At 72.7% G+C, this 21,739-nt stretch carries 21 protein-coding genes; 7 read left to right on the top strand and 14 right to left on the bottom strand.

Going from position 1 to position 21,739, the window contains the following annotated elements:
* Nucleotides 1-270: 270 nt before the first annotated feature.
* The 3 genes from NYZ98_RS07015 to NYZ98_RS07005 are packed head-to-tail and all read left to right on the top strand — an operon-like array spanning nt 271 to nt 4,795.
* Nucleotides 271-1,518, top strand: a complete 1,248-nt coding sequence (locus NYZ98_RS07015) for a carotenoid biosynthesis protein (protein ID WP_262841722.1) — start codon at nt 271-273, stop codon at nt 1,516-1,518.
* Nucleotides 1,506-3,158, top strand: a complete 1,653-nt coding sequence (locus NYZ98_RS07010; protein ID WP_262841721.1) for a phytoene desaturase family protein — start codon at nt 1,506-1,508, stop codon at nt 3,156-3,158. Before NYZ98_RS07015 ends, NYZ98_RS07010 begins: the two co-directional genes overlap by 13 nt.
* On the top strand, nt 3,086-4,795 hold the full coding sequence (locus NYZ98_RS07005) for a glycosyltransferase (protein ID WP_316249538.1): 1,710 nt from the start codon (nt 3,086-3,088) through the stop codon (nt 4,793-4,795). The genes NYZ98_RS07010 and NYZ98_RS07005 overlap by 73 nt, the downstream gene beginning before the upstream one ends.
* A gap of 63 nt (nt 4,796-4,858) precedes the next feature.
* Here the strand turns inward: NYZ98_RS07005 and NYZ98_RS07000 are convergent, their stop codons facing one another.
* The gene (locus NYZ98_RS07000; protein ID WP_262841719.1) at nt 4,859-5,476 is read right to left on the bottom strand and encodes a glycerol-3-phosphate acyltransferase; all 618 of its coding nucleotides are present in this window, start codon (nt 5,474-5,476) and stop codon (nt 4,859-4,861) included.
* A 40-nt stretch (nt 5,477-5,516) separates the two neighbouring features.
* Between NYZ98_RS07000 and NYZ98_RS06995 the strand changes: the two genes are divergently transcribed.
* The gene (locus tag NYZ98_RS06995; protein ID WP_262841718.1) at nt 5,517-6,263 is read left to right on the top strand and encodes a spheroidene monooxygenase; all 747 of its coding nucleotides are present in this window, start codon (nt 5,517-5,519) and stop codon (nt 6,261-6,263) included.
* Nucleotides 6,264-6,316: 53 nt separating this feature from the next.
* Here the strand turns inward: NYZ98_RS06995 and NYZ98_RS06990 are convergent, their stop codons facing one another.
* The 3 genes from NYZ98_RS06990 to NYZ98_RS06980 are packed head-to-tail and all read right to left on the bottom strand — an operon-like array spanning nt 6,317 to nt 9,923.
* Nucleotides 6,317-7,564 (bottom strand): phosphate acyltransferase, encoded by a 1,248-nt coding sequence (locus NYZ98_RS06990; protein ID WP_262841717.1) that lies wholly within the window; start codon nt 7,562-7,564, stop codon nt 6,317-6,319.
* Nucleotides 7,561-8,460, bottom strand: a complete 900-nt coding sequence (locus tag NYZ98_RS06985; protein ID WP_262841716.1) for a phytoene/squalene synthase family protein — start codon at nt 8,458-8,460, stop codon at nt 7,561-7,563. The genes NYZ98_RS06990 and NYZ98_RS06985 overlap by 4 nt, the downstream gene beginning before the upstream one ends.
* A complete protein-coding gene (locus NYZ98_RS06980; protein WP_262841715.1) occupies nt 8,457-9,923 on the bottom strand; it encodes a phytoene desaturase family protein in 1,467 nt (488 codons plus the stop codon). Before NYZ98_RS06980 ends, NYZ98_RS06985 begins: the two co-directional genes overlap by 4 nt.
* Before the next feature lie 459 nt (nt 9,924-10,382).
* Here NYZ98_RS06980 and NYZ98_RS06975 point away from each other — a divergent pair, with 459 nt between their 5' ends.
* Both NYZ98_RS06975 and NYZ98_RS06970 read left to right on the top strand, forming a co-directional pair.
* Complete coding sequence (locus tag NYZ98_RS06975; RefSeq protein WP_262841714.1) at nt 10,383-10,907, top strand: RNA polymerase sigma factor; 525 nt, start codon at nt 10,383-10,385, stop codon at nt 10,905-10,907.
* 101 nt (nt 10,908-11,008) lie between these two features.
* Entirely contained in the window at nt 11,009-11,980 is a 972-nt protein-coding gene (locus NYZ98_RS06970; protein ID WP_380706373.1) for a YbgA family protein, read from the top strand.
* A 108-nt stretch (nt 11,981-12,088) separates the two neighbouring features.
* Here NYZ98_RS06970 and NYZ98_RS06965 read toward each other — a convergent pair whose 3' ends face one another.
* The 4 genes from NYZ98_RS06965 to NYZ98_RS06950 form a co-directional block, all read right to left on the bottom strand.
* Nucleotides 12,089-12,658, bottom strand: coding sequence for a hemerythrin domain-containing protein (locus tag NYZ98_RS06965; RefSeq protein ID WP_262841712.1), 570 nt, complete (start codon nt 12,656-12,658; stop codon nt 12,089-12,091).
* Between the two features lie 116 nt (nt 12,659-12,774).
* Nucleotides 12,775-13,170: a hypothetical protein gene (locus NYZ98_RS06960; protein WP_262841711.1), complete on the bottom strand. Its 396-nt coding sequence runs from the start codon at nt 13,168-13,170 to the stop codon at nt 12,775-12,777.
* 33 nt (nt 13,171-13,203) lie between these two features.
* The gene (locus NYZ98_RS06955) at nt 13,204-13,560 is read right to left on the bottom strand and encodes a DUF488 domain-containing protein (protein ID WP_262841710.1); all 357 of its coding nucleotides are present in this window, start codon (nt 13,558-13,560) and stop codon (nt 13,204-13,206) included.
* Between the two features lie 66 nt (nt 13,561-13,626).
* Entirely contained in the window at nt 13,627-14,247 is a 621-nt protein-coding gene (locus NYZ98_RS06950; protein WP_262841709.1) for a GNAT family N-acetyltransferase, read from the bottom strand.
* A gap of 159 nt (nt 14,248-14,406) precedes the next feature.
* On the opposite strand from NYZ98_RS06950, the gene NYZ98_RS06945 reads away from it, so the two are divergent.
* Entirely contained in the window at nt 14,407-15,606 is a 1,200-nt protein-coding gene (locus NYZ98_RS06945) for an NAD(P)/FAD-dependent oxidoreductase (protein WP_262841708.1), read from the top strand.
* On the opposite strand, the gene murQ is transcribed toward NYZ98_RS06945, so the two are convergent.
* Genes murQ through NYZ98_RS06915 form a run of 6 tightly spaced genes read right to left on the bottom strand, consistent with a single transcriptional unit; the run spans nt 15,607 to nt 21,721 of the window.
* Nucleotides 15,607-16,521 (bottom strand): N-acetylmuramic acid 6-phosphate etherase, encoded by a 915-nt coding sequence (gene murQ, locus NYZ98_RS06940; RefSeq protein ID WP_262841707.1) that lies wholly within the window; start codon nt 16,519-16,521, stop codon nt 15,607-15,609.
* 48 nt (nt 16,522-16,569) lie between these two features.
* Complete coding sequence (locus NYZ98_RS06935; protein ID WP_262841706.1) at nt 16,570-17,682, bottom strand: GNAT family N-acetyltransferase; 1,113 nt, start codon at nt 17,680-17,682, stop codon at nt 16,570-16,572.
* A complete protein-coding gene (locus NYZ98_RS06930; protein WP_262841705.1) occupies nt 17,679-18,686 on the bottom strand; it encodes an ABC transporter ATP-binding protein in 1,008 nt (335 codons plus the stop codon). The genes NYZ98_RS06935 and NYZ98_RS06930 overlap by 4 nt, the downstream gene beginning before the upstream one ends.
* On the bottom strand, nt 18,683-19,807 hold the full coding sequence (locus tag NYZ98_RS06925; protein ID WP_262841704.1) for an ABC transporter ATP-binding protein: 1,125 nt from the start codon (nt 19,805-19,807) through the stop codon (nt 18,683-18,685). Before NYZ98_RS06925 ends, NYZ98_RS06930 begins: the two co-directional genes overlap by 4 nt.
* Before the next feature lie 4 nt (nt 19,808-19,811).
* A complete protein-coding gene (locus NYZ98_RS06920) occupies nt 19,812-20,720 on the bottom strand; it encodes an ABC transporter permease (RefSeq protein WP_262841703.1) in 909 nt (302 codons plus the stop codon).
* A complete protein-coding gene (locus NYZ98_RS06915) occupies nt 20,717-21,721 on the bottom strand; it encodes an ABC transporter permease (protein WP_262841702.1) in 1,005 nt (334 codons plus the stop codon). Before NYZ98_RS06915 ends, NYZ98_RS06920 begins: the two co-directional genes overlap by 4 nt.
* Nucleotides 21,722-21,739: the final 18 nt, after the last annotated feature.

The raw sequence follows: 21,739 nt of genomic DNA, 5'->3' as shown, positions 1-21,739 counted from the left end.
CACGCGGAGGAGCTGGGCACCAGGTCGAGACGTGGTGGAGCGAGGGGCGGGCGCGTCGGGTGCGGTGGTGGAGCGGGGTGGGGGTGCAGGACGTGGTGGAACGAAGCGGGGCGGGGTCGGTTGGCCGGGGGTCCCGATTGGCGGGGGAGGTTGGGGGTGGGGTGCATCTGGTGGGGGGTGTTTTGCGAATGACTCTTTGTGGAAGAGGCCATCAGGGATCGGCGCGCGGCCGGTGACGTGAGCGGGGGCCGGGGTGCGGGGGCGCCGGCCATGCGGGTGGCCTTCATCGCGACCGGCGCGTCCTTCGTGGCGGCCATGGTCGTCGTGCAGGTCATCTCGGGACTGCGGCCGCAGGCCGTACAGCTCACCAGCGTTGTGGTCCTGCTGCTGGCCTCGGCCGCCGTGGCCTTCGCTTCGGCTGCTCACGGCTTTCCCCGGGCCGCCGCCGCGTTCAGCGCCGTCGCGGCCACCGGGTACGCGGCGGAGTGGGTCGGCATCAGGACGGGCCTCCCTTTCGGCGGTTACGCCTACACGGACATCCTGTGGCCGCAGGTCGGCGGGGTGCCGGTGATCGTGGCCCTGGCCTGGGGCGGCATGGGTCTCGCCGCCCACGCGGTGGCGGGAATGGCGATCGGCCCGCCTCGCCCCGATCCCGACCCGCCTCACTCTGGCCCCGGCCGGGCGAACGTGGACCCGCTCCCCGCCCTCCCAGGCCGGGCCTGCGTGAAATCGCAGCACGTGGATCCGAACCTGACCGACGGGGACCCGTACCACGTGGGTCAGAGCCGGGCCTGCGGGGATGAGGATCGCGTAGATCCGCGCCACGTGAATCTGGGCCCGGCTGACGGGGACTCGCATCACGTAGATCCGAGCTTGACCGGCGGTAGCCGTCACCATGTGAATCCGGGCCTGGCTGACGGGAACCCCCACCACATAAATCCGAGCCTGGACGACGGAATCCCGCGCCACCCGGCTCCGAGCCACCCCCACGGGAACCCCCCTCACGTGAATCCGGGTCCGGACGACGGGAACACGCGCCACGTAGGACTGGGCATGGCCGGTGGGAACACGCGCGGCCTGGCTGGTGGGGGATTGCGTCGTGGGGGTTCGGGGTGGGTCGGTGCGGTGGGGGTTTTTGGGGGGCGGGTGGGGGATGTTGGGCGGGTTGTGGTGGGGGCGGGGGCTTTGGTGGGGTGGGATCTGTTTCTCGATCCGCAGATGATCAGGCTCGGGCTTTGGACCTGGGACGTTCCCGGTCCCTACCGGGGCGTGCCGATCAGTAATTTCGCCGGCTGGGTCGCCGTTTCGCTGGTGGTCATGGCCCTGCTCGGCGCCATCTTGAACGGGTCCGCTGTGCGGAGCACCGGGCTGATCGCCGTCTACACGGTCATGGCGGTCATGGAGACCGTGGGCTTCGCGGCCGTGTTCGACCCGCCCGATCGACTCGTGGCCGCCACCGGAGGGATCTGCATGGGTGTGTTCGCACTGCTCGCCTGGAGGCGTCGATGGCAGAAGTGATCGTGGTCGGGGGCGGGGTGGGCGGGATGGTGTCCGCGCTGCTGCTCGCCAGGGACGGGCACCGCGTCCGGCTGTACGAGCGGCTCCCCCGCCTCGGCGGCAAGCTCGCCGAGCACCGGCGCGACGGCTTCACCTTCTCGATCGGTCCCTCGCTGCTCACCCTTCCCGGCGTGTTCCTGGATCTCGGCCTGCGGCTCGACGTCGTGGAGCTCGACCGGCTCTGCCGCTACCGCTTCGCCGACGGCACGACCCTGTCCACGTACCGCGACCCCGGCCGGACGGCCGCCGAGGTGGAGCGGCTCGCCCCCGGGGAGGGCGACGGCTGGCGGGCCTTTTACCGCTGGGCGCAAAAGTGCTGGGAGGCGTCGGAACGGACATTCTTCGCAGGCCCCCTGACGTGGCCACCGTCCCCGGAACGCACGTTCCTCGGCGGGCCGCGGGCCGGGGCGCGTCTGGCGGATCTGTTCGCTGTGGCGCCGGGTCGTAGCCTCGACGGGTTGGCGCGTCGTTACTTCCGCGACCCCCGGCTTCGCCAGTATGTCGGCCGCTACGCCACCTACGCGGGGTCCAGCCCGTACCGGGCGCCTGCCGCGCTCGGGTGCATACCGGCGATCGAGCACGGGGAGGGCGGCTGGTATGTGCCCGGCGGTCTGCCGCGCCTCGCCGACGCCCTGGCCGAGCTGCTGGACAAGGCCGGGGTGGAGGTCCACCTGGAGTCCGAGGTGGACCGTGTGCTGGCCGACGGGGAGCGGGTTCGCGGAGTGCGGCTGGCGGCCGGCGGGGAGCACGTACGTGCCGACGTGGTGATCGCGAATACGGACGCGGCGGCGTTGTACGGGTGGTTGCTCCCGAATCGCCGACGCCTGCGCCGTATCGCCGGGCTCGGCCGGTCGTCGTCGGCGTTCCTGATGCTCGCGGGTGTGGAGGGGAGGACCGAGGCGCTTCCGCATCATTCCATCGTCTTCTCCGGCGACTACCGGCAGGAGTTCGCCGACATCTTCGACCGACGCCGGCCGCCGGAGGACCCCACCGTGTACATCGGCTGCTCGGCGGTGGACGATCCCTCGCAGGCGCCGGAGGGCACGGAGAACTGGGTGATGATGGTCAACGTCCCGGCGCGCGACCCCGGGCGGTGGCCGATGTCCCCCGAGGCATACCGGGACCTGGTGCTCGACCGGCTTGCGAGCCGGGGGCACGACCTGGCGGGGCGGCTGCGGTTCGTCGACCTGCTCACCCCCGCCGACCTGCGTGAACGCTATGGCGACTGGGGCGGGGCCATTTACGGGACCCCGTACACGGGCATGCTCGCCCCGTTCCGGCGACCGGGCAACCGGGGCCCCCGGCGAGGGTTGTACCTGGTGGGCGGCTCGGCCCATCCCGGCGGCGGCCTGCCACTGGTGGCGATGGGCGGCCGGATCGTCGCCTCCTTGGTGAACCAGGACTTCCCCGGGCCGGCCGTCAGCGCCTCCCCACCAGGCAGGACCAGAAGGGGCCAGGGTTCGAGCGAGACCGGACGGGGCCCGGGCTTGGGCGAGACCGGAAGGGACGCGGGCTTGGGCGAGAGCGGATGGGACCCGGGTTTGGGCGAGAGCGGACGGGGCCTGAGCAGGGGCGAGACCGGAAGGGGACGGATCCGATGAGGCCGCTTACCGTGGCGCAGGCCCTCGCGGCGATCGTCGTCGCGACCCGGTTGGCCCGAGGACGCGACAGACATCCCCCGCTCGGCCGCACGCCGACTCGGAACGAGGACGGGGCCGATCGGACGGATTCCGCGGTCGTGCCTGTTCGGGGCGAGGGTGGGGCTGTTCGGAGCGTCTCGGTGGATGCGGCGGCTCGGGACGGGGGCAGGGTTGGGTGGGCGGTTTCTGTGGTGGTGCCGGCTCGGGATGAGGAGGGGCGGATTCGGCCGTGTCTGGCTGCGGCGCTCGCCGATCCCCGGGTGAGCGAGGTGATCGTCGTCGACGACGAGTCGAGCGATGGCACGGCGCGGATCGCCGCCGAGATGGGCGCGCGGGTCGTGCCGGGGACGCCGCCGCCGTACGGCTGGGTCGGCAAGCAGTGGGCGCTCCACCAGGGGATCAGGGCGGCGACGGGCGACATCGTGATCACCCTCGACGCGGACGCCCGGGCACGGCCCGGCTTGTTCGGCGCGATGGCCTCGGCCCTCGCGGACTGCGATCTGCTGAGCGTGGGACCGCGTTTCACCTGCGGCGGCACGGCGGAGCAGGCGCTGCACGCCTCCTTCCTGGCGACGCTGGTCTACCGGTTCGGGCCGATCGGCGCCTCGGCCTCCCCTCCTCCGCACCGGGTGATGGCCAACGGGCAGTGCATGGCGTTCCGCCGTGGCGCGATGCTGGAGGCTGACGGTTTCGCGCGCGTCCGTAGGCATATGGCCGATGATGTGGCGCTGGCCAGGACGCTCGCCGGTAGCGGCTGGGAGGTCCGGTTCCTGGACGCCGGGGACCTCCTGGAGGTCGACATGCACGACTCCACCGCGGGTGTGTGGCGGGAGTGGGGTCGCTCCCTGTCCCTGCGGGACGTCACCGACCCGGTACGGCAGGCGGGGGACCTGGCCGTGATCTGGCTCACCGCCGCGCTACCGGTGCTGCGGCTGGCCACCGGACGGCCCACCCGGCTCGACCTCGTCCTGCTCGCCGTACGGTGGTCGCTCACGGGGGCGCTTCGCGGCAGTTACACCCGTCCGGGGATCGGCCTGTTGCTGTCCCCTCTGCTGGACCCGGTCGCCGCCGTACGGCTGACCCAGGCGAGCCTGCGACCGGTACGCACCTGGCGCGGCCGCACCTATCCGGCGGCTACCTGGCGTGACTCCGTCTCACGGACTCTCTCACCACAGAACCCCGTGCGGGATCGCGACGTACAGAACCCCGTGCGGGATCCCGATGTACAGGACCCCGGAAGGCGGGACGTCGAAAAGCGGGACGCTGAGGTACGAGGCCCCGGGGTGCGGGGCGCTGGGGTGCAGGGCGCTGGGGCGCGGGACTCCGAAGTGCAGGGCGCTGGGGCGCAGGCCGTTGGGGGGCGGGACTCCAAAGTGCGGGATTCCGGGGTGCAGAGCGCTGGGGTGCAGGACTCCGGAGTGCAGGGCGCTGGGGTGCAGGGCGCTGGGGTGCAGGGCGCTGGGGTGCAGGGCGCTGGGGTGCAGGGCGCTGGGGTGCAGGGCGCTGGGGTGCAGGGCGCTGGGGTGCAGGGCGCTGGGGTGCAGGGCGCTGAGGTGTGGGATTCCGGGGGTACGGGATCGCAGAATGCGGGGGCTTGAGGTGGGAGGCCTTGAGGTGCGGGGCTCCGGAGTGTGGTCGGTGGCAGGCGGGGGCGTGTGGGGTCAGGTGGTGTGGCGTGCGGATAGGGCCGCCTGGGCGAAGCGGAGTCCGATGAGGCACATCAGTGCGCCGGTCGCGGCCACCTGCGTGATCGGTGCGAAGAGGAGTTGCAGCAGCGGTACTCCGAACACGCCGACGCGGGCGCCGATCGCGAATGAGCGGGTGAGCAGGGCGGTCACGGTCAGGGCGGCCACGGCGAGCAGGAACGCGGGCGGGCAGATGACGGCGACGCCGCCGGCGAACGCCAGGATCGAGCGCCCGCCCCGGAACCCCGCGAACACCGGCCAGGCGTGCCCGATCATCGCGGCGGCGACCGCCACGTACACCGTCAGCACGCTGGGACCGGCGAGCGCCCCGTACAGGGGAATCGTACCGGTACCGGCTGTGTGGGCGCCGCCGGCCGTCAGGCCGAGGAGTGCCGCGAACGTCCCCTTGAGGGTGTCGCCGACGAAGACGGGCACCGCGGACCGTCGGCCGACGCGCTCCTTGACGTTCCAGTATCCGGGGTTGCGGTCGCCGACGTCACGGGGGTCGAAGCCGTGTGCCCTGGCGACCAGTACCGCGACCGGCACCGAGCCGAGCAGGTAGCCGCCGATGATCGCGACGAGCACGGGAAGCATCGCTTCGTTCCACCTCATCAGGTATGCGGATCGGGGGGCCATGCGGTACATGGCCCTGGACCGGCCGGTGCTGCGCCGTACCGGCGGGCTGCTGTTCTGGCGCCTGCTGGGCACAGGACAGGGTGCGTCGATGAGCCTGGGGGCGGATCTGACGCGCTGGGCCCTGCTGGCGGTGTGGCGGGATGAGCGGGCCCTGGAGGACTTCCTGGAGCGGTCGCCGATCGCGGCGCGCTGGCGTGAGCAGGCGCGGGAGTCCTGGCATGTCCGCCTGACCCCGCTGTCCTCGCACGGCCGCTGGACCGGCACCAACCCGTTCGCCCCCCTCCCCACACCCTCCGTCGCCCCCGGTCCTGAACCGGATCCCGGTCTTGAACCCGGTGCCTGCGCTGCCTCCGGTGCCGCGGGCGGGCGTGGGAACGGGTGGAACGGTGAACGGCCGGTGGCGGTGGTGACCAGGGCGGCGATCCGGCCCGCCCGGCTGGTGGCGTTCTACCGGTCGATCGCGGCGGTGGACCGGGTTCTGCGGGAGCAGGACGGCTGCCTGGCCTCGGTCGGTGTGGGTGAGTGGCCACTGGCCCGGCAGGCCACCTTCTCCCTGTGGCGGGACGGCGCCTCCGTACGGGCGTTCGCCTACGGGGAGCACGCCCACCGGCAGGTGATCGGCCGCGTACGGGCGGAGGGCTGGTACTCCGAGGAGTTGTTCGCCCGGTTCACCCCATATCGCAGCGAAGGCACCTGGGACGGTACGGACCCCCTCGCCAAGTACACCCTCGGCCCTCCCTTCTGAACTGCACTTGGAGAAACCTCGCAACGCCGTTCCCAGAGGGGGCGGAAGAGGGGTCATCGGGTGGTGAGGTGGTGGAGGTGGGTGGTGATCTTGCCTTCGGCGAGGTCGCGGGCCACCACGCAGGCACGGGCGATGGTCCGGGCGCGTGAGGAGCCGTGTGCCACGACGACCGTGCCGTTCAGGCCGAGCAGGGCCGCGCCGCCGTGGGTCTGCGGGTCGTAGCGGGCGGCGATCTCCTGGAGCTCGCCGGGAGTGGCGATCCCGGCCTGGGCCACCATGGTCAGCGCCGCCCTGACCGTTCCCTCCACGTTCTTGAGCACCACGTTGCCGGTGAACCCGTCGGTGACGATCACGTCGACGATGCCGGCCAGCACGTCGTGGCCTTCGACGTTGCCGTGGAAGCGGAACGGCGGCCGGTGCGGAGGCTCGCCCTGGCCTTCGATGTCGCCGGGGGAAGGGAACGGCGGCCGGTGGGGAGGCTCGCCTTGACCCTCGCTGTCGTCGCGAAAGGGGAACGGCGGCCGGTGGGGAGGCTTGCCTCGAGCCTCGATTTCGCCGGGGGAAGGGGCGGGGTTTTCGTCGTTTTTGTGGAAGCGGGAGGGTGGGCGGTGTGGCGGTTCGTCGGGAGTGTCGACGTTTTCGTGGGGGGAGAACGGTGGCCGGCGTAGCAGTTCCTCGGCCGCGCGGGTCAGGCGGTTGCCCTTGCCGGGTTCGGAGCCGATGGACAGCAGGCCCACCGACGGCTCGGGCACCCGGAGCACGATCTGGGCGTACGCCGCGCCCAGCAGGGCGAACTGGGCGATCATCTCCGGGGTCGGGTCGGACGTGGCACCCGCGTCGACCAGGACGGTGAACCCTCCCCCGGCCGTGCCGCCGGACCCGCCATCGCCGGTCGGGGTCGTAGGGGCTTCGGTGGGGAGGGTGACCGCGAGGGTGGGGCGGAGGATGGCGGGGGCCTTGCCGAGGACGCGGATCGCGCAGGCGACGACCGCGCCCGTCGAGCCGGCCGACACGAACGCGTCGCCGACCCCCTGGCGTACCAGCCGGCAGCCGACGACCAGGCTGGAGTCCGCCCAGGACGCGGCCCCCGCACCGCGTTCGGTCATGGGGACGGCGGTCCCGGCGTGCACCACCTCGATCTCCCCGGCGGCGTCGTGGCGCGCGAGCTCCCGGTGTATCTCGTCCGCCCGCCCCACGAGGATCACGCGCGTGCCGTGCTCACGGAAGGCGGTGACGGCGCCCGCGACGGTCTCGGCCGGCCCGTGGTCGCCCCCCATCGCGTCGACGACGACCACCGTCACGGCGTCCCCAGCGGTACGCGGCGTTCGGCGCGGCCGGCGGCGGAGGCGTCCTTGAGGTGGCGGGCGAAGATGGCGAGCCTGCGGCGTCGCGGCACCGTGGCCCTGGCCGCCAGCACGTCGTGACCCGCCGCCTCGATCTCGTCCAGGATCCCGCCGTACAGCTCGTAGGCGGCGCGGACGCACGGCCGGGACGAGGGGACCAGCATGTCGATGCCCGCGAGCGCCCGCCGGTAGTGGTCCCGCGCCCGTCCGGCCTCGAAGGCCAGGAGCTCGCGGACGGCGGGGACGGCCCGGGGCAGCCGCAGGTCGGCCACGTCCACGCCGAACTTGTCCAGGTCGTCCGCCGGGAGGTACACCCGGCCGCGTTCCAGGTCCTCGCCGACGTCCCTCAGGAAGTTGGTGAGCTGGAAGGCCAGCCCGAGTTGCCGCGCGGGTTCGCGGGCCTCGTCGGCCGATCCGGGCATCGGTTCGAGCACCGGGAGCATCATCGTGCCGATGACGGCGGCCGATCCGTCCATGTAGCCGAGCAGGTCGTCGTACGAGGGGTAGCGGGTGACGGTCAGGTCGGCGCGCATGGACCGCAGGAAGGCGTCGATGTCGGCGGGGTCGATGCGGAACGACCGCACGGTGTGCGCGAACGCGGGCAGGATCGGGTCGTCGACCGGCTCGCCGGCCAGCGCCGGGGCCACCCTGCCGGCCAGCTCGTCGAGCGCGGCCTCGCGGTCGCCGGTCATGTGGAAGGAGTCCACGATCTCGTCGGCGTACCGGGCGAAGCCGTACAGGGCGTGCACGTGCGGCCGTTTCCAGGCGGGCAGGAGACGGGTGGCGAGGTAGTAGGAGCGGCCATGGCGGGCATTGAGCCTGCGGCACTGTTCGTAGCTGGCGGTCAACGTCATCGGGGGTTCCCCAGGATCCTTTCGGCGGCCAGGCGGCCGGAGATGAGTACGGGGGGTACTCCGACGCCGGGGGCGGTGTGCATGCCGGCGAAGTGGAGGCCCGGGACGCGGCGGGCGCGGGCGGCCGGGCGGAACCATGCCGTCTGGGTGAGGCGGTGGTCCAGGGCGAAGGGGGTGCCGGCCGTGTGGCCGAGGCGTTCCCAGGCGGGCGGGTCCACCGTGAACCGGGGCGACCCGGCCAGGCCGTCGTAGCCGAGGTCGGCGAGCCGGTGGAGCAGGCGTTCCTCCAGGCGGGACGTCAGCCGGTCCCGGCGGGTGCCGTTCGTCAGGTTCGGGGTGGGTTCGAGGACGGTGAGGGTGGTGTGGCCGGTGGGGGCGGCGTCGGCGTCGGACTCGGGGTAGGTGACCAGGAGGCTCGGGTCGGGCTGGGGGCGGCCGGCCGCGAGGGCCGTGAACGTGGAATCCCATTCCTTGCCGAAATGCAGGGTGTGGTGCGCCTGGCCGGTCAGGGGTCTGTCGAGTCCGAAGTGCATGACCAGGCACGACGGCGAGAAGCGGGGGCGTCGCAGCCGCCAGTCCCCCGCGCCCGGGGGCAGCAGGCCGGCGTGCGCCCGGTGCAGGTCGCACGCGACGACGACCTCGCGGGTGGCGATCCGCTCGCCGGTGTCCAGCCGTACGGCGGCCACCCCGGAGGCGTCGGTCTCGATCTTGGTGGCGCGCACGCCATAGCGGATCACGGCGCCGGCCTTCTCGGCGACGGCCGCCATCGCGCGGGGGATGGCATGCATGCCCCCTTCTAGGGGGAAGTAGACCCCGCCGACGGTGTCCATGTGCGCCACCACCGCGTAGATGCCGAGGGCCCGTTTCGGCGACAGGCCGACGTACAGGGCCTGGAAGGTGTGGGCCTTCACGAGCCGATCGTCGGTGAGGTGCCGCCTGACCAGGCCGTCCAGGCTGCGGAAACCGCCGAGTGCCGCGATCCGCGCGAGCGCGTACGGATGGACCAGGCTCCGGAGCCGGGTCATGTCGCGGTCGATGAACGCGGGCCACTCCACGTCGAACATCTCGCCGAGGACGCGGCGGAACCGGACGTACCGCGCGGCCTCTGCGGCCCCGCACAGGGCGCGCACCTGCTCGGCCATCGCCTCCTCGCCGGGGACGACGTCCAGGTGGGAGCCGTCGTGGTAGGTGAGCCGGTAGGAGGGGTCCAGCCGCCGCAGCGGCAGCCAGCGGTCCATCTCCTCCCCGGCGGCCGCGAAGGTCTCGGCGAGCACGCCGGGCATGGTCAGGACCGAGGGGCCGGTGTCGAAGCGGTAGGGGCCGAGGTTCGCGGTGCCGCAGCATCCGCCGGGCACGTCCCGGGCCTCCACGACGATCACGTCGCGTCCCGCGCCGGCCAGCCGCATCGCGGCGGAGAGCCCGCCGAGACCGGCCCCGACGACCACGACCGGGCGCCCGCCCATCAGGTGCGCCGCCCTTCGGCACCGGTCGCCGCACGTGTCGTCGTCACCATGGGCGCAGCTCCTTTGATCGCTGTAATCCCTTTCGACCGGGGTGAGCGTTCCGGATGCACACGGAACGCCCCGATCGCCGGACGAGCGTCCCGGGATGCGGGCGGAGGGGCGCTGATTGTGGAAGGGCGGTGCCGATGCAGGTGGGGGTGTCTGGTTTGGGAGCGCCTGGTGCATCCGTGTGGGGGTGGGGACTCGAAGGGGGGAGTACCGGATTTAGCGCCTGTCGGGGGAGGTATGACGACAAAGCCTGCTATGTGGCCTGGGCTGCGGGTCGCCTTGGACGGCCGGTGGGCGCGAGGCGTAGTGCCAGGTCACAGGGGTGGCGCGTTGACCCATTCTTGGATTCCCGACACTGAAATGATCTTGAAGGTCCGGGTACCCGTCGCCTTGGATGGGATGCGGGGGCTCATGGAGGACACGATCGGCACCCGCCTCGCCTCGGGCGAGAGCGGATCGCTCGGCGACTGCTACCGCCTGTACGCCCCGATGGTCCGCTCCTACCTGCGCCGCCTCGTCCCCGCACAGGACGTCGAGGACGTGCTGCAGGTCGTGTTCACCGAGGTGTGGCGCTCGCGGCACCGCTTCGACCCGGCCAGGAGCCTGCCCGCCTGGCTGGTCGGGATCGCCCACAAACGCGCCGTCGACCACCTGCGGGCCCGCACCCCGTACACCGTCCCGCTGGACGCGGTCGCCGACCCGGCGGGCTCGGACGGCCGCGCCGCCGGGGACGACCTCGCCGACCGTGACCAGCTCCGCCGGGCCCTGGCCGAGCTGCCCGCGCCGCAGCGGCAGGCCATCGAGCTGGCCTACTACGGCGACCTGACCCAGCGCGAGATCGCCGAGCGCCTCCAGGTGCCGCTCGGCACGATCAAGGCCCGCACGACCCGCGGCCTGCACCGCCTGTCCACGATCCTCACCCTGGCGTCCCGATGAACGGCCCGTACGACCCGCCGCCCGCACCGCCCCCTGGCGACCCTCACCCTGGCGGAGTGGTGGACGGCTCGCGGCCTGGCGGTCCTCACTCTGGCGGAGTGGTGAGCGGGCAGGTGCGGCCTCGGGTGGCGGTGTCGAGTTGTCTGCTCGGGGCGGCGGTGCGGTTCAACGGTGGGCACAGCCGGGACCGATTCGTCTCCGGGGCCCTGTCCGCTTACGTGGACTGGGTACCGATGTGCCCGGAGATGGACATCGGCCTCGGCACCCCCCGCGAGACGCTCCGCCTCGAACGCTCCCCCGAAGGGCCGCGCCTGATGACCCGGCGGACCCGCGCGGACCTCACCGGGCCGATGACGGCGCTCGCGGCCGGCCGCGCGGCCCGTCTGGACGCGGACGGCTACGTGTTCAAGTCCAAGAGCCCGAGCTGCGGGATCCACGGCATCCCCCTGTACACGGGCGAGCAGGGTGAGCAGGGCGAGCAGGTCGTCGACCGGCGCAACCGCGGCCTGTTCGCCGACGCGATCATGACGGCCCACCCGCTGCTCCCGGTGGAGGACGAGGGCCGGCTGCACGACGACGTGCTCCGCGAGGCCTTCGTCGAGCGGATCTTCGCGCACGCCCGCCTGCGCGCGCTCTTCGAGAGCGACTGGCGGCCCCGTGACCTGGTCGCCTTCCATGCCCGGCACAAGATGCAGATCCTCGCCCACGACCCGGCGGGCTACCGCACGATGGGCAGGCTAGTCGCGGAGGCGGGCACCTGTACGCGCGAACGGCTGGCCACCGGCTACGGGGAGGCGTTCCGCACGGCCCTCACCGTACGGGCGACGGCGGGCCGGCACGTCAACGTGCTCCAGCACTGCCTCGGCATGGTGAGCGACCACCTGGACCCGGTCCGCCGGGCCGACCTGGTCGAGGTGATCCGGTCCTACCAGTCGCGGCTCGTGGCGCTCAGCGTGCCGCTGGCCCTGCTGCGCCACCACGTCCTCGGGTCGGGGATGGCCTATCTCGCCGAGCAGACGTACTTCACGCCCTACCCGGACGAACTACGCCTCCGCAACCACGTCCCATCATGACCTCGGACGAACCACGTCCCATCGTGACCTCGGACGAACCACGTCCCTTCATGGCCTCGGACGAAACCGCGCCACGCGACCACGCCCGCGTGACCCGGAGGAGCGGGATCAGCCCTTCCCCCGCCCCGAGACCAGGTCGCGGATGCGGTCGACCAGGCCGGTGCCGGGGGCGAGGAGCTTGCTGGCCAGGGGGTTGTCGGGCGCGGAGGGGTGCGGCCGGGTGGGGGCGATCTTCTTGATGGACTGGATCTTCAGGCCGAGGCTGTGCAGCTCCTCGACGTCGGCGTACTGGACGAGCTTGGGGAACAGCCGGCTCTCCACGTCCCGCGCGTGTTCGCGGCCGGCGGCGATGACCCGGTCGAGCAGGTGGTCGAAGGCCGGGTCGGCGGTGTCGGTGCGCTCCAGTTCCTTCATGAGGCGCTCGGCCTCCGCGTGCCCGGCGACCTCCTCGTCGGCCAGCTTGTCCCCGTCGGGGACGAACTTGCGCGCGGCGGGATGGAGGTAGGCCTCCTCGGCGACGGAGTGCCGGACCAGCTCGATGATCATGCGCTCGGTCAGGTCCCTGCGGCGTTCCCGCTGTCCGGTGCCACGCAGAGCCTCCAGCTCGGCGAACATCTTCTCCACCTCGCGATGATCGGTGGTGAGAACGGTGATGACGTCGCCGTCGTGCTCCATCATGGAACTTCTTCCCCCTCGTCCGACGCGCGCTCTGAGTTCGCTTCGGTTACCCGCTGGGATCACCGGGAAACCTGCCGGCGCCCGCGCGCCCGCACGAAGGTCCGTACACCTGGCGGTCAGTAGTACACGTAGCACTCCACCTCGGCGCGGCGCCGGGTCAGGCCGGCCTTGACCGCGGCGACGACGCACCGGCGTTCCCGCCTGCCGAGCCGCAGCCGGCCGCACACGGTCACCCCGGAGTAGGTGCGGCAGTCCAGGTAGGGATTCCGCGCGCCGACGCGGTAGTTCCACCTCACCGCCTGGCGGCACTGCTTGCGCAGCTTGGGGGTGTTCGCGTACCGGCACTGACGAACCATGATCCGGTACTGCCCTCTGCCCACGGTCGTCCTCGCGACGGCCCCGGCCGGGCTCGCCCCAGCCGCGCTCGCCCCGGCCGGGCTAGCCCCGGCCGTGCTCCCCCCGGCCACGAACTCCCCCGCCATGACCATGACCAGCATGACCACTGCGAACATGCGCTTCATCATGCTCTCCCCCTGGGGGCGTGCTCAGCTCTGCTCGCCCAGCAGGTCGGCGAGGATGGCGGCGTGGCTGTGCTCGATGACCTTGGTGGCGGTGAGCAGCGTCACCGGCCCGGTCCTGAGCATCTCGCGCAGGCCGTCGAGCGCCGACCGGTGGGTGGCGTCGCCCAGTTCCGCGAGGTAGCGGCGGCCGAACTCCTCCCACCTTTCGGGATCGTGCCCGTACCAGGTGCGCAGCTCGTTGGACGGCGCGACGTCCTTGAGCCATTCGTCGACGTGCGCGGCCTCCTCGGTCAGGCCTCGCGGCCACAGGCGGTCGACGAGGACGCGTTTGCCCTCTTCGGCGGCGGGGTCGTCGTACACGCGGCGCAGCAGTACAGGCATCCCCTCTCCCCCGTCCCGTTCGCGGAGACTCCTTCTACCTGGGAATATGCCCAGATCAGCGGGCCCTCACCCTGGGCGCCCCGAGGAGGTGCGCCCGCGCGCCCGCCGGGGTGAGGAGCCCGCGCCGCCGGTCTGGGACCCCCGGAGCACGACCGTGGGCGCCCGGCCCAGCGTGAGGAGCATGCGGACGTCGTCGAAGCGCTCGTCGCCGACCTCGATCACGTTGGGCAGCCGGCCCCACTCGCGGAAGCCGAGCTCCTCGTAGAGCTCGATCGCCCCGTGGTTGTTGCCCCGGACGCCGAGCGTCAGCGTCTCGATGCCGGCGGCCCGCGCGTTCTCCACCAGGGCGCCGACGACCAGGCGGCCCAGCCCGAGCCCGCGCGCCGACGGGTGCGCCATGATCTTCCCGACCCTGGCGGAGTGCTGGAAGATCGGTTCCGGCTCCCGTTTCCACAGCCCCATGGCCCGCACCACGCCGTCCACCCGGGCCAGCGCCAGCGCGGCGTGCCCGTGGCGGACGGCGGTCAGGACGCCGTCCAGGAACTTGTCGGTCTCCGGTCCGCCGGGGGGTCTCAGGTAGCCGACCGCGCCGCCGGCCGCCACGACGGCGTGCAGGACCTGGTGGACCTGGTCACGCAGGACGTCGTCGGCTTCGCTGGGCCACACCAGATCGATCCGGGAAGACATGGCTGAGAATTATCCACGCTCGCGAGCGGGCGGCTGCGGGCGGCCCGGCCCGTACGACAGTGTGAGCCAGGTCACATCGCCCGCGTGTCACGCCGCGGGGCCCGGCTTCCGTCCTTGTGGTCATCGACCCCCGCGAGAGGGGCCACAGAGGAGGATGACATGAACACCATCCCTGCTCGGCACCGCATCGTGGTGATCGGCGCGGGCTACGCCGGCGTGATGGCCGCGATCCGCACGGCGCGGCGCACCCGTCGCCACGGCGGCCGGATCACCCTGGTCAACCCGTCGCCGGCGTTCACCGAGCGGCTCAGGATGCACGAACTGGCCGCCGGCCGCCGGCTCGCCGATCTCCGCGTCCCCGACATGGTCGCCGGCACCGGCATCGAGTTCGTCCAAGCCTGGGTCACCGCCATCGACCCCGCCCTGCGGCGGGTCACCGTGCGGACCGGCGAGGGCGAGCACGCCCTGGATTACGACACGCTCGTCTACGCGATCGGGAGCGCGACCGGCCCCGGCGAGGTGCCGGGCGTCGCCGACCACGCCCACACGCTGGACGGGCCCGAGGCCGCCGCCCGGCTCGCGGCCCGGCTGACCGGCCTGTCGGTACGGGGCGGCACCGTGACGGTGTGCGGCAACGGCCTGACCGGCATCGAGGCGGCGACCGAGATCGCCGAGGCCTTCCCTGAGCTGCGGGTCGTGCTGATCGGCCGCGAGCCCGCGGGCCGGATGATGGGCGAGCGCGCACGCGCTCACCTCGCGCGGGCCTTGGAGCGGCTCGGCATCGAGACCCGCGACGGCGCCGAGGTCATCAAGGTGCTGCCGGACGCCGTGGAGCTGGCGGGCGGCGAGACCCTGCACTCCGACGCGTGCCTGTGGACCACCGGTTTCACGGCCTCGCCGCTGGCGGCGGACTCGGGGATCACCGTCGACGACCGGAACCGCGTCGTCGTCGACGCCGCCCTGCGGTCGGTGTCCCACCCGTCGATCTACGCCATCGGGGACGGCGCGGCGATCCCGCAGCCGTTCGGCGTCCTGCACGGCACCTGCCAGAGCGGCATCCCGAGTGGCGCCCACGCCGCCGACTCCATCGGGCGGGCGCTGCGCGGCAGGGAGCCTCGGCCGTTTCGGTTCGGGTATTTTCACCAGCCGGTCAGCCTGGGCCGCAAGGACGCGGTGATCCAGTTCACCCACGCCGACGACACCCCGCGCCGGGCGCTGCTGACCGGCAGGAGCGCGGTCGTGTACAAGGAGTTCGTCTCCGCCAGCCCGCCCGTCACCTACCGGATCAGCCGCCGCCTCGCCGTCCCCCTGGCCTTCCTGAGTCCCGGTTCGCGCCCGGCCCCCCGTCCCGGGTCCTGATCAGGGAAGGGCGGGCGGGGCGGCGAGTGCCGTGTCGAGGCGGTCGCCGTGGGAGGCGAGCAGCAGGCGGGCCTCGTCCGGGCCGAGATCACGCTCGATCATGACGACGGCGGTCTTCACCTCGTGCCCCGAGGTCTCCAGGGCGAGGCGGGCGGCGGTGCCGTCGGCGCCGGTGATCTCGCCCACGATGCGGGCGGCCCGTTCGGCGAGCTTGGCGTTGCTCGTGGACACCTCGACCATGTAGTTGCCGAACGTCCGGCCGCACTTGATCATCGCGATCGTCGAGATCATGTTCAGCACCAGCTTCTGCGCCGTGCCGGCCTTCAGCCGGGTCGAACCGGCCACCACCTCGGGGCCGACGATCACCTCGATGGGATGGTCGGCGGCCTCGGAGAGCGGCGTGCCGGTGTTGCACGACAGGCCCGCCGTGAGCGCGCCGAGCCGGCGGGCCTGCGCCACCGCGCCCACCACGTACGCCGCCCGGCCGCTCGCGGAGATCCCGACGACGGAGTCCCTGGGCCCGACCCGCTGGTCCCGCATGGCGGCGGCGCCCGCCTCGGCGTCGTCCTCGGCGCCCTCGACCGAGCGGGTCAGCGCACGCGCGCCGCCGGCGATGATGCCGCGCACCAGGTCAGGGTCGGTGCCGAACGTCGGCGGGCACTCCGAGGCGTCCAGTACCGCGAGCCGTCCCGAGGTGCCCGCGCCCACGTAGAGCAGGCGCCCGCCCATCCCCATCCGGGCGGAGATCTCGTCGATGGCCGCCGAGATCCTCGGGACCGCCGCCGCCACCGCCGCAGGCACGGTGGCGTCGGCGGCGTTCATCAGCAGCGCGATCTCCTCCGTCGGCAGCCGGTCGATCCTGCGGTACCTCGGGTCGCTCTGCTCGGTGGTGGCCAGGGCCGGTGGTCGGGTCATTACTCCTCGTATTCCGGGGGGTTCGATCTGACGTTTACCGCGCGGGCGTCACACCAGGGGGCGGCGGTAGAGCCAGAAGACCCGCTCCACGCGCGCGCCGACGGCCTTGGCGTAGAAGCCCACCGGGCCCACCCAGCTGATCTGCGTGCTGCGCTGGCCCGCCGCCGCCTGCTCTTCCAGGCACCGCCTGAGCAGGACCTTGCCGACCCCGAGGCCCCGGGCGGCCGAGGCGGTGCCCATCGGGCCGAACCACCTCGGCCTGGCACCCCAGGCGGCGAACCCGAGGATCTCCTGCCCCCGGGTCGCGTAGTGGCAGCCCGTCGCCTGCGCGACCTCCCAGGCCCACGCCTCGTTCCAGTGCTCACGGACGAACCCGATCACCGCGGCCCGCTCGTCGGGGGGCGCGGAGTGGAAGACGACGCCCGCCGAGGCCAGGCGGGCGAGATCCTCAGGGCACGCCGACTCGTCGTCGACGTCGGACCCGGTGGTGGAGGCGGCGGAGGCCGGGGCGTCCGGGCCGGTGGGGTCGCTTCCCGGCGCCGGTTCGGCGGCCGGGCCGGTTCCCGAGATGGTGACGTCGGCGCCCATGTCGGCGCCCCGGCTGGTGCCGTTGGCCACGTCGAACCCGGTGCCGACCGTGGGCGCGGCGCCGACGCCGCACGGGAGGTCGTCGCCGATGGCGTCCTGGCCGCCGGGAAGGTACTTCGACAGGTCGGCGGTCATGTTCCAGGCGCTCCGGTACTTCTCGTAGCCGAGGCTCTCGGCCAGGCACACCGCCGGGGTGTAGCGCACGTCGATGCCGGGCCAGGCGTAGCAGGGCGGATTGCCCGCCAGGCGCGCCTCGCGCGCGCCCTGGTCCCGCAGCCATCCCTCGGCCGCCCTGACCAGGGCGGCGCCGATCCCCCGGCCCTGGGCCGAGGGGTGGACGGCGAGCAGGTCGATGTGGCCGACGCCTTCGGTGGCCGAGGAGGACGCGAACACGACCCCGTCGAGGGCCTCGGTCACCAGCGCGGTCCACCGGCGTCCCTCGGGCGGGGTCCACAGGCGCGCCACGATCTGCGGCGCCTCGCCGGCGTCCAGCGTGAGCGCGTGCCGGGCGATCTCGCAGACGGCGGCCGCGTCGTCGGCGACGGCGTGCCGCAGGGCGCCGGAGACGGTCATGCCACGGCCTCCACGGGGATCACGCTGCGGCGCTGGGCGTGGAAGCAGGCGCGCTCGTGCGAGGCGTCCGCGCCGCGTCTGAGCGCGGGCCGCTCGGCCTCGCAGCGTTCGGTACGGAAGGGGCAGCGGCGGGCGAACAGGCATCCCGCGTCCGGGTGGCGCTCGTCCAGCGCCTCGGTCGGCACGACCCGCTCGGGCCCGGGCTGCTCCAGCCCGTGCAGGACGGGGATCGCCGACAGCAGCGACTGGGTGTAGGGGTGCTCGGGGGCGGAGATGACCTGCTCGGTGCCGCCGCGCTCGACGACCTGGCCCCGGTAGAGCACGTACAGCTCGCCGTCCTCCCCGACGTACCGGGCGGTGGCGATGTCGTGGGTGATGAACACCAGGCTGACCCCGAGCCGCTCGCGCAGGTCCTTGAGCAGGGCGAGGACGCTCAGCCGCATCGACACGTCGATCATCGAGACCGACTCGTCGGCGACGAGCATCTCGGGGTCCACGGTCAGCGCGCGGGCGATGACCACCCGCTGGCGCATGCCCCCCGAGAGCTGGTGGGGGTAGCGGCCGAGCACGTACCCGGGGTCGATGCCCACCAGGGACAGCAGTTCCTCGGCGCGGTCGTCCACCCACGCGTCCGAGCGGCGCGTCTGGCGCGCGCGCAGCGTGAGCGGCGCCCGCAGGGTCTGGTGGATCGTCCGCGTCGGGTTCAGCGCCGAGTACGGGTCCTGGTGGATGAGCTGGATCCTGCGGAAGTACGGCTGGCGCCGCCTCGGGCGCAGCGCGGACATCGGGACGCCGTTGATGACGATCTCGCCGGAGTCGTAGGTCTCCAGGCCCGCGATGATGCGCCCGAGCGTCGTCTTGCCGCACCCGGACTCGCCGATGAACGAGACGGCCCCGCCCTTGCGCACGGTGAAGTCCACCCCGCGCAGCGCCTGGACCGTGCGGCCGCCGAGGACGTCGCCGCGCTGCTTGTAGGTCTTGGTCACTCCCGTGCCGGTGATCACGCGCGCTCCTCCTCCCTGCCGACCCGCTCCTGCTCCCTGACGACCCGCTCCTCCCTGACGACCCGCTCCTGCCTGGCGCCGGCGACCGCGTGGCACGCGACCGTGCGCCGGTCGACCAGCACCGGGGGCGGCTCCACCGTCTCGCACACGTCCATGCGAAGCGGGCAGCGCTCCCGGAAGACGCATCCCCCCGCGGGCAGGGTGCCAAGCGTCGGAGGGCGTCCCGGTAGCGCGCGGGCCTCGGCGGTGTCGCCGGACAGCCGGGGGATCGCCCGGATCAGGCCCTGGGTGTACGGGTGGCTGGGCGCGCCGATCACGTCCATGGTGGGCCCGTGCTCGACCACCCGCCCGCCGTACATGACCGCGAGCCGGTCGGTGACCTCGGCCGCCACGCCGATGTCGTGGGTGACCATGAGCGTGGTGAGGCCGCGCTCCTTGTGCACCTCGCGGACGATGCGCAGGATCGTGGCCTGAGTGATCATGTCGAGCGCCGTCGTGGGCTCGTCGAGGATGACGAGCTGGGCGTTGAGCACCAGCGCCAGCATGATGCCGACGCGCTGGCGCATGCCGCCCGACAACTGGTGCTGGTGGGAGTCGAGCACCCGGGCGCCGTCCAGGCCCATCCGCTCCAGCAGGCTCCTGGCGTCCCGTACGAGCGCGCGCGGGTCGTCGGCGCCGTGGGAGCGTCCGAGGTCGAGAAGCTGTTTGCCGACCGTCTTGAGCGGGTTGAGGGAGTTCTGCGCGGCCTGGAAGACGTACCCGAGGTGCCGGCCGCGCGCCTGACGCAGGTCGTCCCCGCCGAGCTCCAGGACGTTCCCGAGCCCGTCGATCTCCACGCTGCCGGCCGAGATGCGCCCGGGCGGCTGGACGGCGTTCAGCAAGGACAGCGCCAGCGTGGACTTGCCGGAACCGGACTCCCCCACGATGCCGGTGATGGTCCCCGGCTCGATGGTGAGGCTGACACCGCCGAGGGCGGGCAGCTCGCCGAGCGGGGTGCGGTAGACGACGACGAGGTCACGGACGCGGACGCCGGGCGCCGTCATGTCACCGGGCCCGCCGGCCAGGCCGGGGGGCGACGGGGCGCCGGGGTGTCCCCCGGTCTCCGGAGAGGTGGTGGTCATCGGGTCACTCCTCACGCAGCCGTGGGTTGAAGATCTCGTCCATCGCGTCGACGATGAGCACGATGCCCAGCGTGAGCAGGAGGATCGCGAGCAGCGGCGCCAGCAGGTACGGCAGTGCGGCCGTGCTGGTCAGGGCCCCGCCGCCGAAGACGGCGAGGTTGAGCATCACACCCCAGTTGTTGGAGTCGAACGGCAGGACGCCGAGGAAGAACAGCCCCACCTGGGCGTAGATCGCCCCGGTGACGGCGATGAGCACGTTCATGGCGATGTACGGGGCCATGCTGGGCAGCAGCTCGCGCGCGATGATGTGCCGGGTGGACAGGCCGAGGCCCTTGGCGGCCTCGATGAACCCGCGCTCGCGCAGCGACAGGGTCTGCGACCGGACGGCCCGCGCCACCCCGCCCCAGCCGAGCAGCCCGAGGACCAGGCCCATCTCCAGCGGGCTGTTGAACTTCCACACCGTGGACAGCACCAGCAGCAGCGGCAGGCCGGGGATGGTGAGCTGCAGGTCGGTGAGCCGCATGAGCGCGGTGTCCCAGCGCCCGCGGTGGAACCCGGCGAGCAGCCCGAGCGCCGTGCCCAGCGCCACCGTGATGACGGCGGTGGCCAGGCCGGTGAGGATGACGTACCGGGCGCCGGTGACGACCAGCGCGAGCACGTCGGTGCCCTCGAAGTCGGTGCCGAACGGGTGGGCCAGGCTCGGCGCGGCGTACAGGGCGTTGTCGTCGCGCGGCAGGTGGGCGGGGTAGAGCATCGGCCCGACCGCCGCCATCAGCAGGAACAGGCAGACGATGGCGACCCCGGCCATGCGGCTGGGCTTGCGGCGCATCACGCGGGCCACGCCGCGCCAGAAGTTGCGCCGCAGGGTCGCGCGCATGTTCGGCGGCCCGGCGAGCGGCGTCGTGAGCGTCATGCCACGCCTCCGGTCCGCACTCGGGGGTCGATCACCGCGTACAGCAGGTCGGCCGCGATGTTGACCACGATGATCGCCATCGTGGTCACCAGGAAGGTGCCGCCCATCAGGGCGTAGTCGCGGGCGCCGATGCTGTTGACCAGCAGCAGCCCGAGCCCGGGATAGTTGAAGATCCGTTCGATGAAGATCGCGCCGCCGAACAGCATGCCGAGCGACAGCGCCAGGATCGTGAAGAGCGGCAGGATCGCGTTGCGGGCGATGTACCGGAACAGCACGCCCCGCGACAGCCCGCGCAGCTCGGCGGCCAGGATGAAGTCGTCGCCGAGCACGGTCGCCACGCTGGACTTCATCGCCAGCACCCAGCCTCCGTAGCTGGCCAGCGCGTACGTCAGCACGGGCAGGGTGGCGTGCTGGATCAGCGAGGCGAGGTAGCCGGCGTTGAAGCCCGGCACGAATTCGACGTCCACCGGGCCCCCCGCCGGGAAGATCGGCCACAGCGTCGTGAAGATCGCCAGGACGAGGAGCCCGATGACGTACTGCGGCACGCCGTGCAGCAGCGAGCCGGAGATCGACAGCAGGTCGCCGAGCTTGCCGGACCGCTTGACCCCCGCGTACACCCCGAGGGTCACGCCCAGCACGAAGCTCAGCAGCGTGCCCCCGAGCACCGGCAGGATGGTCCACTTGGCGGCCGAGCCGATCAGGGTGACCACTTCGGTGCCCGGCGTGCTGAGCGACTGCCCGAGGTCGAGGTGGAGCAGCGCCTTCATGTACCCGGTGTACTGCTCCCACAGGCTGCCGGTGGGCAGGAACCCGTAGAGCGCGGCCGTGGCGCGTTCCGCCTGGTCGGGGGACATGCCGCGCTCGATCAGCGTCTCGTACTGCCCGAGGACCGGGTTGCCGGGGATGTTGCGGATGATCACGAAGCTGATCGTGGTGACCACCCAGATCATGACGAGCCCGCGCACCAGATGGCCGGCGAGCCGCCGTGTCACTGCGTTCACCCGGGGACGGCCCCGGAC

The sequence above is a fragment of the Sphaerisporangium corydalis genome (assembly GCF_025506355.1).
GTDB classification, from domain to species: domain Bacteria; phylum Actinomycetota; class Actinomycetes; order Streptosporangiales; family Streptosporangiaceae; genus Sphaerisporangium; species Sphaerisporangium corydalis.
Note: the sequence above shows the minus strand (reverse complement) of the source record. Positions and strands in the feature narration are given on the sequence as shown.

Bases quoted from the DNA above. Each gene is read 5' to 3' on its own strand.
- NYZ98_RS07015 (WP_262841722.1), top strand. From the start codon at position 271: ATGCGGGTGGCCTTCATCGCGACCGGCGCGTCCTTCGTGGCGGCCATG.
- NYZ98_RS07010 (WP_262841721.1), top strand. From the start codon at position 1,506: ATGGCAGAAGTGATCGTGGTCGGGGGCGGGGTGGGCGGGATGGTGTCC.
- NYZ98_RS07005 (WP_316249538.1), top strand. From the start codon at position 3,086: ATGGGACCCGGGTTTGGGCGAGAGCGGACGGGGCCTGAGCAGGGGCGA.
- NYZ98_RS07000 (WP_262841719.1), bottom strand. From the start codon at position 5,476: ATGCTTCCCGTGCTCGTCGCGATCATCGGCGGCTACCTGCTCGGCTCG.
- NYZ98_RS06995 (WP_262841718.1), top strand. From the start codon at position 5,517: ATGCGGTACATGGCCCTGGACCGGCCGGTGCTGCGCCGTACCGGCGGG.
- NYZ98_RS06985 (WP_262841716.1), bottom strand. From the start codon at position 8,460: ATGACGTTGACCGCCAGCTACGAACAGTGCCGCAGGCTCAATGCCCGC.
- NYZ98_RS06980 (WP_262841715.1), bottom strand. From the start codon at position 9,923: ATGGGCGGGCGCCCGGTCGTGGTCGTCGGGGCCGGTCTCGGCGGGCTC.
- NYZ98_RS06975 (WP_262841714.1), top strand. From the start codon at position 10,383: ATGGAGGACACGATCGGCACCCGCCTCGCCTCGGGCGAGAGCGGATCG.
- NYZ98_RS06965 (WP_262841712.1), bottom strand. From the start codon at position 12,658: ATGATGGAGCACGACGGCGACGTCATCACCGTTCTCACCACCGATCAT.
- NYZ98_RS06960 (WP_262841711.1), bottom strand. From the start codon at position 13,170: ATGTTCGCAGTGGTCATGCTGGTCATGGTCATGGCGGGGGAGTTCGTG.
- NYZ98_RS06955 (WP_262841710.1), bottom strand. From the start codon at position 13,560: ATGCCTGTACTGCTGCGCCGCGTGTACGACGACCCCGCCGCCGAAGAG.
- NYZ98_RS06950 (WP_262841709.1), bottom strand. From the start codon at position 14,247: ATGTCTTCCCGGATCGATCTGGTGTGGCCCAGCGAAGCCGACGACGTC.
- NYZ98_RS06945 (WP_262841708.1), top strand. From the start codon at position 14,407: ATGAACACCATCCCTGCTCGGCACCGCATCGTGGTGATCGGCGCGGGC.
- murQ (WP_262841707.1), bottom strand. From the start codon at position 16,521: ATGACCCGACCACCGGCCCTGGCCACCACCGAGCAGAGCGACCCGAGG.
- NYZ98_RS06935 (WP_262841706.1), bottom strand. From the start codon at position 17,682: ATGACCGTCTCCGGCGCCCTGCGGCACGCCGTCGCCGACGACGCGGCC.
- NYZ98_RS06925 (WP_262841704.1), bottom strand. From the start codon at position 19,807: ATGACCACCACCTCTCCGGAGACCGGGGGACACCCCGGCGCCCCGTCG.
- NYZ98_RS06920 (WP_262841703.1), bottom strand. From the start codon at position 20,720: ATGACGCTCACGACGCCGCTCGCCGGGCCGCCGAACATGCGCGCGACC.